Genomic DNA, 16,108 nt, shown 5'->3' with positions numbered 1-16,108 from the left:
TCCTGCGACGACGTCCTCCGACGACGACGCCGCGTGCTGTCTCCCAGCCTAGGCCCGGTACGTGCGTCCCTTCACGAGGAACGCGGGATGACCGATAAGCGCCGATTATGGCAGGAGGTGGTCACCAGCTCTGTTCCTGCTCGAGCGCGGGATCCGGACCCACGGCGTCCCCGGGTCGCGCCCACGTGGCGGGGTCCAACAGGACGTCCTTGACGCGCAGGGCGGCGGGGGACAGCGGTTGCTGCGTGCGCCAGCCGACGACGGCGGTCTGGTGCGCCACGCTCTCCCGCACCTTCCGGATCACGCATGTGGCGCCCATGATCTCCCGCACCTGCTCGGGCACGAGCGCCACCCCGCGCCCGGCCGCCACGAGCGGGACACATGTTTGCAGCGTGGACACCTCCGTGACGGTCTCCGGGCGGGTCGTGGGGCGTTCGCGCCACACGTTGGCCAGTAACTCCGGCAGCCCGGACAGTCCCGGGTAGCGGGCGGGCACGAGCCACGTCTCGGACGCCAGGTCCGCCAAGGAGACATAAGGCGGCAGGGTGTCCATGCTGCGCGGCAACAGCACCACGAGCGGCATGGTCAGCAGGGGTTCCAGGGAGAGGTCCGCGCCGTGGATCCGCCGCAGGGCGGAGACGTCCGAGGTCAGGACGACCCCCAGATCGATCACGCCCTCGTGCAACGTGCGCAGTGTGATGTCCGGGGAGGGGTCCCGCAGGTCGATGTCGATGTCCGGGGCCGCGCTCTCCATGATGTTCAGCGCGTGCGGCAGGTGCCACCACTCGAACGCGGGTGCCACGGACAGCGTGACCTGACCCCGCCGACCCTGGGCGATCGACCGCATGCGCGCTGTGGTGGACGCGAGGTCGTGTAGGATGCGCCGGGCGTCCGTGGCGAGTTGTTTGCCGGCCTCGGTGGGCCGGGTGCCGCGTGCGCCGCGGTGCAGCAGCGGCACCCCGCATTCCTTCTCGAGTTGCTTCACGGTGTTGCTCAGAGCCGGTTGCGTGATCCGCAGGGCCGCGGACGCGGCAGTGAAGCCCTGGTGGTCCACGACCGCAAGGAAGTACGTGAGCTGGCGGGTATCCATAATGTTTCCTTATGTCTGACTAGAAAAAATTGTCTTGGATCTATGGATATGGTGTGCACCACACTGGGAGGACATCAGGATCGTCCAGTCAAGGCAGGTTTCCCATGTCCATCCAGCGTTCCGACTCAGCGCCCCGGCCGACGGTCTTCGAGCACACGACCCTGGGACAACGTGTCCTGTTCGGCTCGGGCAAGGCCGCCGAACACCTCGCGGCCGAACTCGACCGCCTCGGCGCCACGCGCCCCATGATCATCGCGGGGGAGCACGGAGCCGAGCTGGTCCGGCAGGTCGCCGAGCGTGCGCAGCCCGCCCTGACGTGGAACGACGTCGTCCAGCACGTCCCCGTGGAACTCGCCGAGCGCGCGCGGGACGCCGCACGCGAGGCGGACGTGGACGCGCTCGTCACCGTGGGCGGCGGCTCCACCACGGGGCTGGGCAAGGCCATCGCACTGACGTCCGGGCTGCCCCTCCTGGCCGTGCCCACGACCTACGCGGGCTCCGAGGCCACGAGCATGTGGGGTATGACGGAGGACCGCACCAAGTCCACCGGCCTGGACCCCAAGGTGCTGCCCGAGGCTGTGATCTACGACGCCGAACTCTCGCGTTCCCTGCCCGTGGGTCTGTCGGTCGCGTCCGGGCTCAACGGACTCGCGCACTGTGTGGACTCGCTGTGGGCGCCCAAGGTCGATCCCATCAACCAAGCGCATGCGCTCGAGGGTGCGCGGGCACTGGCGATCGCCCTGCGGGGGATCGTCAAGGACCCCGAGGACATGCACGCCCGTGAGCAGGCGCTCTACGGCTGCTACCTCTCCGCACTGTCGTTCGCGTCCGCGGGCTCGGGGATCCACCACAAGATCGCGCACGTGCTCGGGGGGACGTTCAACCTGCCCCACGCCGAGACCCACGCGACCGTGCTGCCGTACGTCCTGGCGTTCAACGCCCCGGCCGTCCCGGAACTCGCCGGCCGTCTCGCCGCCGCGCTCGGGTACGAGGGCACCGTGGCCGGTGGGGAGGCCCGGGCCGCCAACGACGCACTGGCCGCACTGCGGAAGGACCTGGACGCACCCCGGGCGCTGTCCGACGTGGGCTTCACCGAGGAGGACGTTACCGAGGCCGTGGAGCGCTCGCTCAAGGCCATCCCGGAGTCCAACCCGGTCACGCCCACGACCGAGAACCTCACCGTGCTGTTGCGCGCGGCCCTGCAGGGGGAGAACCCCTCGGTGGTCACGGCCGCGACCGGTGACGCGTCCGACAGCACCGAGAGTGAGGAGCAGTGCCAGCGCGAAGCGCAACTCACCGAACAGGTCCTGGCGTCCTTCGACGAGTCCCCCGACCAGCGCCTCGCGGAGGTGCTGCGCAGCGTCGTGACCCATGCCCACGCCGTCGTGCGCGAGACCCGGCTGACCGAGGACGAGTGGAACGCCGCGATCAAGTTCCTCACGGACGCGGGGAACATCACCACGGACACCCGTCAGGAATTCGTGCTGCTCTCGGACGTGCTGGGCATCTCCATGCAGACCATCGCCGTGAACAACCGGGCCTACGAGGACGCCACGGAAGCCACCGTGTTCGGCCCGTTCTTCGCCCAGGACGCCCCGCGTATCGACCAGGGCGAAGACATCGCCGGGGGTGCCCCGGGCCAGCCGTGCTGGGTCGAGGGAACCGTCAAGGACACGGACGGCAACCCCGTGGCGGGTGCGCGCATCGAGGTGTGGGAGGCGGACGACGAGGGTCTGTACGACGTCCAGCACACCGACGGCCGGGTCTACGGCCGCGCATGGCTCGAATCCGACAACGATGGGACGTTCCGCTTCTGGGGCCTCACACCCACCCCGTACCCCATCCCGCACGACGGGACCGTGGGCAAGATGCTGCAGAGCACCGGGCGCTCGCCGTACCGCGCCGCCCACCTGCACTTCATGGTCTCGGCCCCGGGGCGGCGCACGCTCGTGACCCACATCTTCGTGGAGGGGGATCCGCAACTCGAGGCCGGCGACTCGGTGTTCGGCGTCAAGGACTCCCTGATCAAGACGTTCGAGACGCATGACGCGAACGAACCCACCCCGGACGGTCGCCGCCTGGACGAGAGCTGGGCCAGCACCCGCTTCGACGTGGTGCTCGCCCCCGAGGACGTCTGAGCCCACCCCTTTCCCCTCCACCGCGAGCGCCGTGCCGTCACGGCGCCGCCGGATCGTCCTCCGCCGTGGTCGCGGACGGCACCGAGCTGCCCGTGGACGAGCGGGACGCCGAGCTGTACTACCGTCCGACGACGCGCCCCGGCTCGCCGCTGCCCCACGCGTGGCTCGGGCTCGCCGACCCGCGGGAACCCAGCGTGTCCACGCACGACATCTGCGGGCACGGCCGGTTCACGGTGCTCACCGGGATCAACGGCGCCAAGTGGGCGGACGCCGCCGAACGGGTGGCCGAGGAGCTCGGCATCCCGCTCACGGCCCACGTGATCGGGCCGGAGCAGGAAAACGAGGACCTTTACGGTGACTGGGCCGGACTGCGCGAGGTCGCGGACGACGGCATGGTGCTCGTGCGCCCCCACAACCGCGTGGCCTACCGTTCGCACGGGATGGTCGAGGATCCTGCGGCCATGCTGACCGAGACGCTGCGCGCGGTGTTGGGCAGCGGGGAGGGTGCGCTTCAGGGCGGCCGGAGCTCCGTGAGTGCTCGCGACGCTTCCGAGCAGGACTCCGGGGGCGCTTCCGAGCAGGGAACGCGGGACGCTTCTCAGCAGGGGGCCCGGGCATGAACGTCGCACCGCGGCCACTGAGTCGGGAGGACGCCTCCCGTTACGCCACGCGCGTGACCCTGCTGGGGACCTCCGGTGGGCCGCCGTGGTGGGACGGCTCCGACCGGGTGGGCATCTCCACGCTGCTCACCGTGAACGGTTCGCAGTACCTCATCGACTGCGGTGAGGAGTGGGGCCCGTCCTACCGCCGCTGCGGGGAGTCCACTCCCGGGTACCGTGGAGCATGACCAAAAAACTGATGACCGCCCGCCGCAGGGCCCACCGCGCCGCGCTGTTCACCGGATTGGCACTCACGGGGATGGGGACCCTGCACCTCGTGAAACCGGAACCGTTCGACCACCTGATCCCCGAACAGCTGCCCGGCACCGCCCGGCAGTGGTCCATCGGCTCAGGATTCGCGGAACTCGGGACCGCCGCGCTGCTGCTCATCCCCGCCACACGCAAGGCCGGCGGGGTGGCCGCGGCCGCCCTGTTCGTGGGTGTGTGGCCCGGCAACTTCAAGATGGCGTGGGACTGGCGCCACGCGTCCGCCGCGAAGCAGGCGATCTCCCTCGGCCGCCTCCCGCTGCAGATCCCCATGATCATGAGCGCGGTCAAGATCGCCAAGAACGCATAGGTCCCGGGTCCGCCCCGCACCCGCGGGCGGCCGGGTGGTTCCGCGTGAGACGCGCCGTCGACATCCGCACGGAGACGGCCCCTGCGCCCCGGCAGCACTTCCGGACCCCTGCGCCGCCCGGCTACCGTGACTGATATGCGTATCGCACTCGGCCAGTTGCTTAGCACCCACGACTCGCAACACAACCTCGAGCGCGTCCGCGAGCTCGCGCGCCGCGCGGGGGAGGACCGCGCGGATCTCCTCGTGCTGCCCGAGGCCACGATGTTTGCGTTCGGTCGCAGCCTCAAGGACGTCGCCGAACCTCTCGATGGGCCATGGGCCACGGCGGTCTCCGAGCTCGCGCGTGAGCACTCGGTCGCGATCGTCGCCGGCATGTTCACTCCCGGCGACGGTGATCGCGTGCGCAACACCGCGGTGATCGCCCTCCCGGACGGCACCGTGCGCGGCTACGCCAAGATCCACTTGTACGACGCCTTCGGCTTCCTGGAGTCGGACACCGTGGACCCCGGCGACGAACCGGTCACCTTCTCCGCGGGCGGCCTCACGGTGGGGGTCGCCACGTGCTACGACATCCGCTTCCCGCGTCTGTTCACGCGATTGGCGCACGACGGCGCCGTGGTCACCGTTCTCGGCGCGTCCTGGGGGGACGGGCCGGGCAAGGTCGCGCAGTGGGAACTGCTGGCACGCGCGCGAGCCCTGGACACGACGTCGTACGTGGTGGCCGTGGGACAGGCGAACCCCGAGTCGGTGGGGGAGGAGAACCCGGACAAGGCGCCGCGCGGTGTGGGGCACAGCCTGGTGGCCGCGCCGGACGGTTCCGTGGTGGCGCGGCTGGGAGACGCCCCGGACTACACGGTCGTGGACCTGGACCCGGAGCTCGTGGAGCGGACGCGCAAGGCCATCCCGGTGCTGCGCAACGCGCGCGAACTCTGAGACCCGGGAAGCTGTGCGCGGTGGGTGAACGAGCGCTGACAGAACTCGCGGCCCGTGCCTACAGTGGGTAGTAGCACGTCATAAGCCCCTGACTTGTGGGCGTGGACCGTCATACTCGAGCAGTCCGGAGGTCAGAATCATGGCTGATGCCATTCAGAACAACCACCCCGTCCGCTTCGCCGTGGTGGGCGTGGGACAGATCTCCCAGCAGGCGTTCATCCCCGGGCTCTCCCGGATCGAGGACGCGGAGCTCGCGGCCCTGGTGACCTCGAGCCCGGAGAAAGCGGAGGTGCTGGGTCAGGAATTCGGTGTGGCCACCTACTCCTACGAGGAGTACCCCGCGCTGCTGGAGTCCGGTGACATCGACGCCGTGTACGTGGCCACTCCCGTCTTCCGCCACCGCGAGTTCGCGGAACCCGCGCTGAAGGCCGGGATCCACACCCTGCTCGAGAAGCCCATGGCCACCTCCGTGGAGGACTGCCAGGCCATCACCGATGCCGCGAAGCAGAGCGGGGCCACCCTCATGGTCGCCTACCGCCTGCACCAGGAACCCGCGACCGTGGAGATGATCGAGAAGGTCCGTGACCAGCAGGTCATCGGTGACCCGCGATTCTTCACCGCGACCTTCTCCCAGGACATCACGGAGGAGAACCACCGCGGTCACTCGGGCTTCTGGGGTGGGCCCATCCCCGACATGGGCACCTACCCGCAGAACATGGTCCGCAACCTCTTCCACGACGAACCCGTGGAGGTCTACGCCAAGGGAGTCCGCACCCCGGGCCGCGAGTTCAACTTCGACGACACCGTGGCCGTGACCCTCACCTTCCCGGGTGAACGGGTGGCGCAGTTCACCATCAGCTACGCCTCCGAGTCCGCCGAGCAGTTCACCGTGGCCGGGACCAAGGGCGAGATCAGCGCGCAGCCGTGCTTCGGTTTCGGTCCGGGCGTGGGCATCGAGTACACGCTCACCCAGGAGGGCTCCTCCGAGAGCTTCGCCCACGACCCCGTGGAACAGTTCGGTGGCCAGACGCAGTACTTCGTGGACTGCCTGCGCCGGGGCGAGGCCCCGGAACCGGACGGCGAGGAGGGCATGCTGGACGTGCGCGTGAACGAGGCCGTCCTCGAATCGCTCGAGACCGGCCGCCCCGTCACGCTCGAGCCCTATCAGCGGGAACGGACGGTGACCTCCGAGCAGGTCCGCCGCGTCACCCCCGCGGACGAGCCGGAGGACGACGAGCTCGTGGACCAGGTTCCCCAGAACGGCTGATCTCCCGCATCCCGGGCCCCTTGACGAACGGACAGCACTGCCATGACACACCAGTACATCCATGAGACACGGTTGTCCCAACCCCGGGAGCAGGTCTTCGCGTGGCACGAGCGCCCCGGCGCCCTGCCTCGCCTGACCCCGCCGTTCGGTGGGGGCCCCGACCAGGTGCGCCAAGCACCGTCGGACGGGATCGAACCGGGCTCGGAAGCCAAGCTGGGGATCTCCGTGCCCGGGACGTTCGGCATGGTGCACCTGCCCTGGACAGCCGAACACGGTGAGTGGGATCCGCCGCGGTACTTCACGGATCGCATGGTCAGCGGGCCGTTGGGGGAGTGGGAGCACCGGCACGTCTTCGAGGAGACGGAGAACGGCGGGACCCTGGTCCGGGACCAGGTCACGGTGCGCCCACTGCCGGAGTGGGCGGGCAAGCTCAACGACCTGGGTGAGCGCGTGATGACGCCGCAGCTCGAGCGGATCTTCGCCTACCGGGAACGTCAACTGCGTGCCGACCTGGACTTCCACGACCAGCACGACGGGCCCCGGCTCACCATCGCGGTGGCCGGTTCCTCCGGGCTCGTGGGCACCCAGGTGTGCGCGCTACTCGAAACGGGCGGGCACACGGTGCTCCGCCTCAAGCGCGGCGGCGCCACCGGTGAGGGTGTCATCGGCTGGGACCCGGACGAAGGGGTGCTGAACCCGCACGATCTGGAGGGGGTCGACGTCGTCGTCCACCTGGGCGGCGAAAGTATCGCTACGCGTTTTACGCCCGCGAAGAAGCACGAGATCATGCGCTCGCGCGTGGACAGCACCAACCTGCTCGTGCGCGCGCTGGGCCAGGTGTCGGCCGAGAAGCGCCCGCGCGCGCTGGTGGTCGCCTCCGCGATCGGTTACTACGGCACCGGGCGGGGGGACGAGATCCTCACGGAGGACTCCGCGTCCGGGGACGGTTTCCTCGCGGAGGTGTGCCGGGAGTGGGAACGTGCCGCGCACGGGGCCGCCGTGTACGGCATGCGTGTGGTCAACGTCCGCACCGGTCTGGTGCTCTCACCCACGGGTGGCCTGCTGAAACCGCAACTGCCCCTCATGGAGGCCGGTCTGTCCGGGCCCATGGGCGGCGGGAAGCAGTGGCAGAGCTGGATCGGCCTGGACGACATGGCCGGCGCCGTGGCCCACCTTGCGCTGAGCGACGACGCCGAGGGCCCGTTCAACGTGGCCGCCCCCGAACCCGTGCGGCAGAAGGAGTTCGCCAAGACCGTGGCCGGTGTGTTGCACCGCCCCGCGGTGGTCCCCACACCCCTGGCCGGTCCCAAGGCCGTTCTGGGGGCGCAGGCCACCGAGGAACTCGTGGCGGCGAGCCACCGGGTGGACGTCGGCAAGCTCCTGGCCAGCGGGTACCGGTTCCGCAACGAGGACCTGCGCAGCTGCGCCGAGCACATCCTGGGGCGCACCCGCTGACGCTGAGCCCGCCGCTCAGGTGTGAACGCGGAACACCGCGGGGGCAGAGCTCCACCGGTCGGGCGGTGTCCCTCTCCTCCCCGGGAGCGGATTCGGTATCCTTTTCCCGTGACATCTCAACACAACCGGCCCGCAGCGTACTTCGGTGCGCTCCCCTCGGCCGATGACAAGGAGTCGGACAGTCCCGGGCAGCGCCGCTGCTCCCCTGACATCCGCTCGTTCGGTTCCCCGTTCCCTTCCCGTGCCAATGCGGTGTGCAGTGAGGTGAGCTGGTGCTGACGGCCTGGCTGCTCCTCCTCGTCTTTCTCCTGCTGGTCCTCGCCAACGCCCTGTTCGTGGCGGTCGAGTTCTCGTTCCTCACCGTGGACCGCCAAGCGGTCCAACGCGCGGAGGCCGAAGGCGACAAGCGCGCCAAGACCATCGAGCAGAGCCTCAAGAAGACCTCCACCAACCTTTCCGGTGCCCAATTGGGCATCACCGTCACGAGCCTGATGGCGGGCTTCCTCACCGGTCCCAGTCTGGGCACCCTGCTCACCGAGGGCCTCGGGTGGACCGGCGTGCCCGACGCCGCTGCGGTGGGTATCGCGACCACCGCCGCGTTCATCGTCGCGACCTTCACGCAGATGGTGTTCGGTGAACTCGTCCCCAAGAACTGGGCCATTGCGGACCCCCTGCGGGTCACCCACGTGGTTGTGCTGCCGCAGAAGATCTTCATGGTGGTCTTCGGCTGGCTCGTGACCATGCTCAACAGCTCAGCGAACGCGGTGCTGCGCATGCTCGGTTTCACGCCCACGGAGGAAGTGGCCAACGCGCGCACCGCGGAGGAACTCGCGTCCGTGGTGAGCCGCTCCGGGCGTGAGGGCACGTTGGATGCGGGCACCGCGGAACTCGTGGCCCGGTCCATCGAGTTCGGTGACCGCACGGCCGCGGACGTGATGCGTCCCCGCCCCCGGGTCACCTTCCTGGACGCGGACGACACCGTGGAGCACATGCTGCTCACCGCGTCCGAGTCCGGTCACTCCCGGTTCCCCGTCACAGGGGAATCGGTGGACGACATCGTGGGCGTGGTGCACTACACCCACGCGCTCGCCGTTCCGTTCGAGGAACGCGCGGTGGTGCGCGTCGCGGACGTGTGCGTCCCCGCGGACGTGGTCTCCGAATCCATGACCCTGGACCCGCTCATGCGTCAACTGCGCAACAAGGGTCTGCAACTGGCCGTGGTCGTGGACGAGTACGGCGGCACCGCGGGCATCGTGACCCTGGAGGATCTCATCGAGGAGATCGTGGGGGAGATCGACGACGAGCAGGACACCCGGGTGCAGCGCTTCCGCCGCACCCGCGACGGTGGCCTGGTGGTCTCCGGACTGCTGCGCCCGGACGAACTGGGCGACGTGCTGCGCGTGGACATGCCCGAGGGCGAGGAGTCCGACACCCTGGGCGGTCTCATCGCCGAGGAACTGGACCGGCTGCCCAGCGTGGGCGACAAGCTCACCCTGGAAGCGATCGACCACATCCACCGCGACGACGACGACCTGCCCACCAAAGCGCAGATCCACCTGGCCGTGGTGCGCATGGACCAGCACCGCGTGGACCGCATCATGGTGCACCGCGAAGGCGGCAATCCGGACGAACGGGGCGGTTCGACGTCGTCCACGTCCTGGCGCCCACCCGGGCGGCCGGACCCGCTGGGCGGTGAGAACCGCGACCCCGAGACCGCGGAGGAATTCCGGGTCTCGCACGGCGACCGTGTGGGCGCCGCCGGTTTCCACCGGGACGAGGACGTGTCCGTGGAGGACCCGCGTGAGGAGCAGCAGCGATGACCACGAGTACCGCCATCATCGTCCTGGTCCTGCTTCTGGCGGGCAACGCCTTCTTCGTGGCCAGCGAGTTCGCGATGGTATCGGCCCGCCGCGACCAGCTCGAACCCCGCGCCTCGGACGGATCCAAGTCCGCGAAGTACGCCCTCAAGGGCATTGAGAACGTGTCCGTGTCCCTGGCCGCCACCCAGCTGGGGATCACCGCGTGCTCCCTGCTGATCGGTGCCGTGGGTGAACCCGCGATCGCACACCTTATTGAGGTGCCCCTCGAGGCCGCGGGCGTGCCGTCCGCTCTGCTGCACCCGATCGCCCTGGCGATCGCGCTGCTGATCGTGACCTTCCTGCACATGGTCCTGGGCGAGATGGTGCCCAAGAACATCGCCATCGCGATCCCCAGCCGCGTAGCCCAGGTGCTCGGCCCCGTGCTGCACGGCTTCGTGGTGGTCTTCCGCCCCACCATCTGGGTCATGAACGAGACGGCCAACCACCTGGTGCGCTGGCTGTTCAAGGTGGAGCCCAAGGACGAGGTCGCCTCGGCCTTTACGTCCGATGACGTCCGCGGTTTCGTGGCCGAGTCCGGCCGTGAGGGCCTGCTCGACACCGACGAGATCCGATTGCTCACGGGCGCGCTGAACTTCGAGAACAAGACGGCCGGCGACGTCGCCCTGCCCCTCGCGGGCATGCGCACCGTCCCGTCCGACATCACCGTGGCCGGGGTCGAGCAGTTGTGCGCGGAGACGGGCTTCTCGCGCTTCCCCGTGCGGGACGTGAACGAGCGGCTCATGGGCTACGTCCACACGAAGGACGTGCTGGGGTTGCCGGAGACCGCCCGGGAGCAACCGATCCCCGCCGCCATCATCCGCCGCTTCGCGCGCGTGGCCCCGGAGGACAAGCTGCGCAAGGTCACCCGCACCATGCAGGCCAACGGCGCGCACTTCGCGCTGCTGGGCCAGGTGGCCCGGGACTCGCGCACCACGGACGAGTCCGTGTACATCGTGGCGCTCGAGGACGTGCTGGAGGAGCTCGTAGGCGAGGTCCGCGACGCCACCTCCAAGGCCGATCAGGACTCCGCCGCATGAGCCCGCGGAAGCTGTACCGGATCGCCGCGACCGCCGAGGCCGTCACGTGGGCGCTGCTGATCCTGGGCATGATCGCCAAGTACGGATTCGGTGCCGGTGACCTCCCCGTGCGCCTGGCCGGGGGGATCCACGGGTTTGTGTTCCTGAGCTACTGCGTCTCCACCGTGGTGGTCTGGACGGACCGGCGCTGGCCGGCCGCCACGGGCGTGTTGGGCCTCGTGCTCTCCGTGGTTCCGTTCGCCACGGTGCCGTTCGAACGGCACGTGGAGCGCAAGGGCCTGCTCGCGGACGAGTGGCGCGTGGCCCCCGCGGGTCACGCGCGCACCGGGGCCGGCACCACGTCGGACGGACGGGTTGCGGGGGGCGACGACGCCCGCGCCACCTCCGCCACCCCCGGCGGGGTCCCGAGCGGGCTGCGTGAGCCCGCCCGCACTCCCGCGGAGCGGCTGCTCGCGGTCATCCTGCGGTGGCCCGTGCTCTCCGCCCTGGCCCTGCTGGTGTTCGTGGTGGCGCTGTTCTCGGTGCTGCTCACCGCGGGCCCGCCCACCGAGTGGTTCTCCTGAGGGGAGCCCCACGGTGGCCCGCTCATCCCCTCGCATGATGCACACCGCAGGTCCTGTGGGACGTGATCGCGGGACTGGTCACCGGCGTGCTCCTGACCCTCGTGGCCTCCTGGGCCCGGCGCGGCGGCACTCGACGGTCTGCGCGGCTCCCGCTCCGCCGACGGCATTCCGACGCCGCGCAGCGCCTCGACGTGCAGGAAGCCACCAAGCTGGAGGAGTCCGTCGCGAAGATCCTGCACGTGGGCACGGATGAGCTGGGTGGAGCCTTACTCGAGAAGGCCGGCTACGTGAACCTCCTGGACATCCTGCTTGCGGTGATGCTGGCACTGCTCGCGGTGACCGTGGTGGTCTCCGTCCTGGGGATTGCGTCCACCACGTCCCTGTCGGTGCTGGAACGCTCCCGGGAGAGCTCTCTGCTGCGGGCGCTGGGGTTGTCCACACGGCAACTCGGGGCGGTCATCCGGCGGGAAGCCCTCGTGATCTCACTCGTGGCCACCGTGGTGGGCCTGGTGGTGGGCTGGCTCTTCGGGATGCTGGGGGTGATGTCCCTGGTCGTGGAGGGGATGACCGTCCGGCCCGTGGTGCCGTGGGGTGGTTTTCTGCTCATCCTGGCCGGTGCGGTGGTGGTGGCGGTCATCGCCTCCGCGCTGCCGGTGCGGCGGGCCACGAAGCTCAACCCGGTGGAGGGGCTGGCGCGGGTCGACTGACCCGTTCGTTCCGGCACGGCGGCGCCCTGAACGGCCCCGCCACAAAGCCCCGGCTGAGTACCGCGAGGTGCTCGGCCGGGGCTTCGTCACGAGCCCCGCGTCAACCGATCCGCGGTGTCCAACAGGCGCTGCAGGATCTGCTGCTTCTCCTCCGGATCCTCCGGCAGCAGGCCCATGGACGCCCGTTGGTAGAGCCCGTCCCCCATGCACTGCACGGCCGTGGCGATCATCGGGTCCCCCACGTCCTCGAGGACCACGCGGTACCACTCCCGGGTCACGCGCTCGCACGTCTCGCGGGCGCCGGGCTCGCCGGACTGCACCATGCGGAAGGCCACCATGAGGCTGCGGTCCAGGGGGCTGTCCTCGTAGAGGGAGGTGGCCAGGAACTCCCGTGCGGCACCCCGGGGGGATTGCGTGAGGCGGGTCAGGTCCTCGCGGGCCATCTCCTCGCACCGGGCCAGGGCGGCGTCCACGAGCGCTTGCCGGTGGGGGAAGTGGTAGAGCAACCCGCCCTTGGACACCCCCGCCCGGGCGGCGACGGCGTCCAGGGTCGCGGCACGTTCGCCCTCCGACAGCACGAGGTGTTCGAACGCGGTGAGTAGTTTCTCGCGGGCCACGGGTTTGCGGGGCATGGGTGTAGTGAACCTCACGGGGTGGGAATCATTGCCAGCCTAACCATGTTAACTGTACCGTCTAGACGGTAAAAACTTGGCGAGAGGCTCCTGTGGAGGAGCTCGGTACAACCGTGTACGGCTCGCACACCCGAATCCGCAGCTCTTCTCCCAGGAGGTTCCACGTGTCCGTGATGGTCGATCAACACCGCAAGGCCGATGCCCGTGGCTGGGCCGCCCTGGGCGCCCTCATGTTCCCGGTGCTCCTGGTCTCCGTGAACAACACCGCCCTGAGCTTCGCCCTGCCCGCGATCTCCGCGGGGCTGCGTCCCACCGCAGCGCAGCTGCTGTGGATCGTGGACATCTACCCCCTGGTCCTGGCCGCCCTGCTGATCCCCATGGGGAGCCTGGGGGACCGGATCGGGCGGCGGAAGATGCTCATCATCGGTTCCTCGGGCTTCGGCCTGGTCTCCCTGGGCGCGGCCTTCGCCCCGAGCGCCGAATGGCTGTTGGCCGCCCGCGTGGGGATCGCCGTGTTCGGTTCCATGCTCTTGCCCACCACGCTGTCCCTGTTGCGCACCGTGTTCCAGGACGATCGCCAGCGCAGCCTTGCCATCGCGATCTGGACGGCCGGGTTCAGCGCCGGCGCCGCCCTGGGTCCCATCGCCGGGGGCTTCCTGCTCAACCACTTCTGGTGGGGCTCGGTATTCTTGCTGGCTGTCCCGGTGCTGATCGCGTTCCTGATCGCGGCCCCGTTGCTGCTGCCCGAGTCCCGTAACCCCCACCCGGGACCGGTGGACCCCGCGTCCATCGTGCTCGCGATCCTGACCATGGCCCCGATCGTGTACGGCATCAAGACCATGGCCACGGGTGGCTCCGCGCTGCACGGTGTGCTGTTCATCGCCGTGGGTGCGCTGTCCGGGTTGTTGTTCGCGCGCCGCCAGGTGGTCAAGGACTACCCCATGCTGGACCTGCGCTTCTTCCGCAGCCCCCGGTTCTCGGGTGGGTTGTCCGTGAACGTGGTGTCCAACGTGGCGATGTTCGGGTTCCTGTTCTTCCTCACCCAGCATCTGCAGCTGGTCAGTGGCATGGACCCCATGACCTCCGGTCTGTTGATGGTCCCCGGGCTGCTGCTGGCGATCGTCGCCGGGCTCACCGCCGCGAAGCTGGCCTACACGATCGGATTGCGCAACGCCGTGGTGCTGGGTCTGTTGCTCGTTGCCCTGGGCTTCCTCCTGGTGTTCTTCACCGATCAACAGGCCTCGGCGCTGCCGGTCCTGGGCGGGTTCACCGTGATGAGCGCGGGTGTGGGTATCGCGACCACACTGTCCACCGACCTCGTGGTCTCGTCCGTGCCGGAACGCAAGGCCGGAGCGGCGTCGGCCGTGTCCGAAACCGGGTACGAGGTGGGCGCCGTGCTCGGCACCGCCGTGCTGGGTGGTGTGACCACCGCTTTCTACCAGGCCCACTTGGACCTGCCCGCGGCCCTGGATCCCGCGAGCGCGCAGGCCGCGCACGAGACGCTGGGTGGCGCCCTGGACGTGGCCGCTCAGTCGCCGTTGCAGGCTTCGATCGTCGACGCCGCCACGGCCGCCTTCTCCTCCGGCATGCAGTGGAGCTCGCTCGTGGGCGGTCTCATGGTGCTGGCCGTGGCCGTGGTCCTAGTGCGCGTGCTCCGCGCGGACCGCCGCATGCCCCGCACCCACTGACCGGACCGCGGTGCTGTAGCGGTCCTCCTCACACGAGTCCTTCGAGTCGATGGATGCCCGTGACCAGGTCCGCTGTCGTGGGCGCTGCTGCGTAGCTCAGGCGAACGCGCGGGACGTCGGGCTGGTCGGCGTGGAAGTAGGTGCCGGGGGCCAGCGCGGTGCCGCGCGCGAGGGCTGCCGAGAGGAACTCGCTCTCGTCGGTGCCCCGGGGAAGGCGCAGCCACAGGTGATAACCCCCGCGGGGGTGATCGGGGAGGACGTCTGCTCCCAGGGTCTCGACGACCGTGCGGACCGCCAACCGCCTGCGCTGCGTGAGCGCCGTCTGCAATCGTGCCAGGGACCGGCCACTGCCCGCATCGCGGTGGACAGGACGGCCTGTCCGCCGACCCACGACCAGCACGTCCTCGCGCCCCAGCCCCGCCCCGGGGCGGGAGATCACCAGGCCGCGCTGTGCGAGTAGCGCGCGTGCCCGGGACACGGGGGAGGCGCTCGCGCCGAAGCGGGTCACGAGAGCCCGGTGGGACGGTAGCCGCGTTCCCGTGGCACGTGATGTGATGTCCCGCGTCAGTTCCCGGGCGATGTCCTCGGAACTGCTACTTCGATCATGAAAGCTTGTCATAGCGCTACTGTTCCCACAGCAGTATCGGTTCGGGGCCCGGGACGGGTCGACGGCGTATGGGGCAGTGGCCCCTTCCTCGCGTCCCTGGGCGTCGTCGCCTTCTCTCTGAGCTTCCCGGGCACGGTCTTCGCCCTGGGCCGGTTCAAACCCTGGACGGCCACCGGACTACGAGGCGCCATCGCGGCGGCACTGGCCGGGACCGCCCTCCTGTGGGCCCGCCCGTGCCCGCCCGTCACGAATGGGTGGGGATCACCGCGGTGGCACTCGGCTGCGCCCTGGGCTTCCCCCTTCTGACCACTTTGGCGCTGCAGACCACGTCCGCTTCGCACTCCGCGGTGGTCATCGGTGCCCTGCCCATGGCCACCGCCGTCATCTCCACGCTGCGCACCGGGAACCGGCCGTCGTGGGCGTTCTGGTGTGCGGCCGCCGCGGGAGGGGCGGTGGTCGTGGGATTCGCCCTGTTGCAGAGCAATGGGGTACCCGGCATCGGGGATCTCTATCTCGTGGCCGCCCTCGTGGTGTGCGCCGCGGGCTACGCGGAGGGCGGGAGATTGTCCTCCCGCATCCCCGGCTGGCAAGTGATCGCATGGGGGGTGCTCCTGGCCGCTCCCGTGAACCTGGTCGTGACGATCGCCGCCCTGCCCATGGAGCCCGTTCACCACTCCGCGCGCGGCGTCGCGGGGCTTCTCTACATCGCGGCGGCCTCCCAGTTCCTGGGATTCGTGGTCTGGTATCGCGGCATGGCGCTGATGGGCATCGCCAGGACGAGTCAACTGCAGCTGATGCAACCGCTCCTGACCCTTGTCTGGACCGTCCTGCTGCTCGACGAACCCCTCCCGGATCCGACGGGGCACCCGTAGAGTGACAGGGAGCGGCGTCGTCGG

General features: G+C 69.7%; 16 protein-coding genes. 13 read left to right on the top strand and 3 right to left on the bottom strand.

Going from position 1 to position 16,108, the window contains the following annotated elements; translation table 11 throughout:
• Window positions 1-121: 121 nt before the first annotated feature.
• Entirely contained in the window at window positions 122-1,090 is a 969-nt protein-coding gene (locus RF637_RS08195) for a LysR family transcriptional regulator (RefSeq protein ID WP_368844564.1), read from the bottom strand.
• Between the two features lie 104 nt (window positions 1,091-1,194).
• Between RF637_RS08195 and RF637_RS08190 the strand changes: the two genes are divergently transcribed.
• The 11 genes from RF637_RS08190 (at window position 1,195) to RF637_RS08140 (ending at window position 12,285) form a co-directional block, all read left to right on the top strand.
• Window positions 1,195-3,228, top strand: coding sequence for a maleylacetate reductase and hydroxyquinol 1,2-dioxygenase domain-containing protein (locus tag RF637_RS08190; protein WP_368844563.1), 2,034 nt, complete (start codon window positions 1,195-1,197; stop codon window positions 3,226-3,228).
• A 65-nt stretch (window positions 3,229-3,293) separates the two neighbouring features.
• Window positions 3,294-3,848, top strand: coding sequence for a hypothetical protein (locus RF637_RS08185; RefSeq protein ID WP_368844562.1), 555 nt, complete (start codon window positions 3,294-3,296; stop codon window positions 3,846-3,848).
• The gene (locus RF637_RS08180) at window positions 3,845-4,075 is read left to right on the top strand and encodes a hypothetical protein (RefSeq protein ID WP_035965611.1); all 231 of its coding nucleotides are present in this window, start codon (window positions 3,845-3,847) and stop codon (window positions 4,073-4,075) included. The genes RF637_RS08185 and RF637_RS08180 overlap by 4 nt, the downstream gene beginning before the upstream one ends.
• The gene (locus tag RF637_RS08175) at window positions 4,072-4,464 is read left to right on the top strand and encodes a hypothetical protein (protein ID WP_085106837.1); all 393 of its coding nucleotides are present in this window, start codon (window positions 4,072-4,074) and stop codon (window positions 4,462-4,464) included. The genes RF637_RS08180 and RF637_RS08175 overlap by 4 nt, the downstream gene beginning before the upstream one ends.
• A 135-nt stretch (window positions 4,465-4,599) precedes the next feature.
• Complete coding sequence (locus tag RF637_RS08170) at window positions 4,600-5,397, top strand: carbon-nitrogen hydrolase family protein (protein ID WP_131333738.1); 798 nt, start codon at window positions 4,600-4,602, stop codon at window positions 5,395-5,397.
• Between the two features lie 139 nt (window positions 5,398-5,536).
• Window positions 5,537-6,664: a Gfo/Idh/MocA family protein gene (locus tag RF637_RS08165; RefSeq protein WP_368844561.1), complete on the top strand. Its 1,128-nt coding sequence runs from the start codon at window positions 5,537-5,539 to the stop codon at window positions 6,662-6,664.
• Between the two features lie 42 nt (window positions 6,665-6,706).
• Entirely contained in the window at window positions 6,707-8,119 is a 1,413-nt protein-coding gene (locus RF637_RS08160) for a TIGR01777 family oxidoreductase (protein ID WP_085106834.1), read from the top strand.
• 272 nt (window positions 8,120-8,391) lie between these two features.
• Window positions 8,392-9,939: a hemolysin family protein gene (locus RF637_RS08155; protein ID WP_368844560.1), complete on the top strand. Its 1,548-nt coding sequence runs from the start codon at window positions 8,392-8,394 to the stop codon at window positions 9,937-9,939.
• Window positions 9,936-11,015 (top strand): hemolysin family protein, encoded by a 1,080-nt coding sequence (locus tag RF637_RS08150; protein ID WP_098054609.1) that lies wholly within the window; start codon window positions 9,936-9,938, stop codon window positions 11,013-11,015. Before RF637_RS08155 ends, RF637_RS08150 begins: the two co-directional genes overlap by 4 nt.
• On the top strand, window positions 11,012-11,578 hold the full coding sequence (locus RF637_RS08145; RefSeq protein WP_085106831.1) for a DUF3817 domain-containing protein: 567 nt from the start codon (window positions 11,012-11,014) through the stop codon (window positions 11,576-11,578). The genes RF637_RS08150 and RF637_RS08145 overlap by 4 nt, the downstream gene beginning before the upstream one ends.
• 62 nt (window positions 11,579-11,640) lie before the next feature.
• Complete coding sequence (locus RF637_RS08140) at window positions 11,641-12,285, top strand: ABC transporter permease (RefSeq protein ID WP_368844559.1); 645 nt, start codon at window positions 11,641-11,643, stop codon at window positions 12,283-12,285.
• A gap of 86 nt (window positions 12,286-12,371) precedes the next feature.
• On the opposite strand, the gene RF637_RS08135 is transcribed toward RF637_RS08140, so the two are convergent.
• Entirely contained in the window at window positions 12,372-12,917 is a 546-nt protein-coding gene (locus tag RF637_RS08135) for a TetR/AcrR family transcriptional regulator (RefSeq protein WP_368844558.1), read from the bottom strand.
• A gap of 173 nt (window positions 12,918-13,090) precedes the next feature.
• Between RF637_RS08135 and RF637_RS08130 the strand changes: the two genes are divergently transcribed.
• Window positions 13,091-14,605, top strand: coding sequence for an MFS transporter (locus RF637_RS08130; RefSeq protein WP_368844622.1), 1,515 nt, complete (start codon window positions 13,091-13,093; stop codon window positions 14,603-14,605).
• A gap of 28 nt (window positions 14,606-14,633) precedes the next feature.
• Here the strand turns inward: RF637_RS08130 and RF637_RS08125 are convergent, their stop codons facing one another.
• On the bottom strand, window positions 14,634-15,224 hold the full coding sequence (locus RF637_RS08125) for a GntR family transcriptional regulator (protein WP_368844557.1): 591 nt from the start codon (window positions 15,222-15,224) through the stop codon (window positions 14,634-14,636).
• A 221-nt stretch (window positions 15,225-15,445) separates the two neighbouring features.
• On the opposite strand from RF637_RS08125, the gene RF637_RS08120 reads away from it, so the two are divergent.
• Window positions 15,446-16,084 carry a DMT family transporter gene (locus tag RF637_RS08120; RefSeq protein ID WP_368844556.1) on the top strand — a complete coding sequence of 213 codons (639 nt, stop codon included), beginning with the start codon at window positions 15,446-15,448 and terminating at the stop codon, window positions 16,082-16,084.
• The last annotated feature ends 24 nt before the right edge of the window (window positions 16,085-16,108 follow it).

Origin of the sequence: Kocuria sp. CPCC 204721 (assembly GCF_040980945.1) — a bacterium.
Taxonomy (GTDB): Bacteria; Actinomycetota; Actinomycetes; order Actinomycetales; family Micrococcaceae; genus Kocuria; species Kocuria marina.
This window is presented reverse-complemented; position numbering and strand designations above follow the sequence as displayed.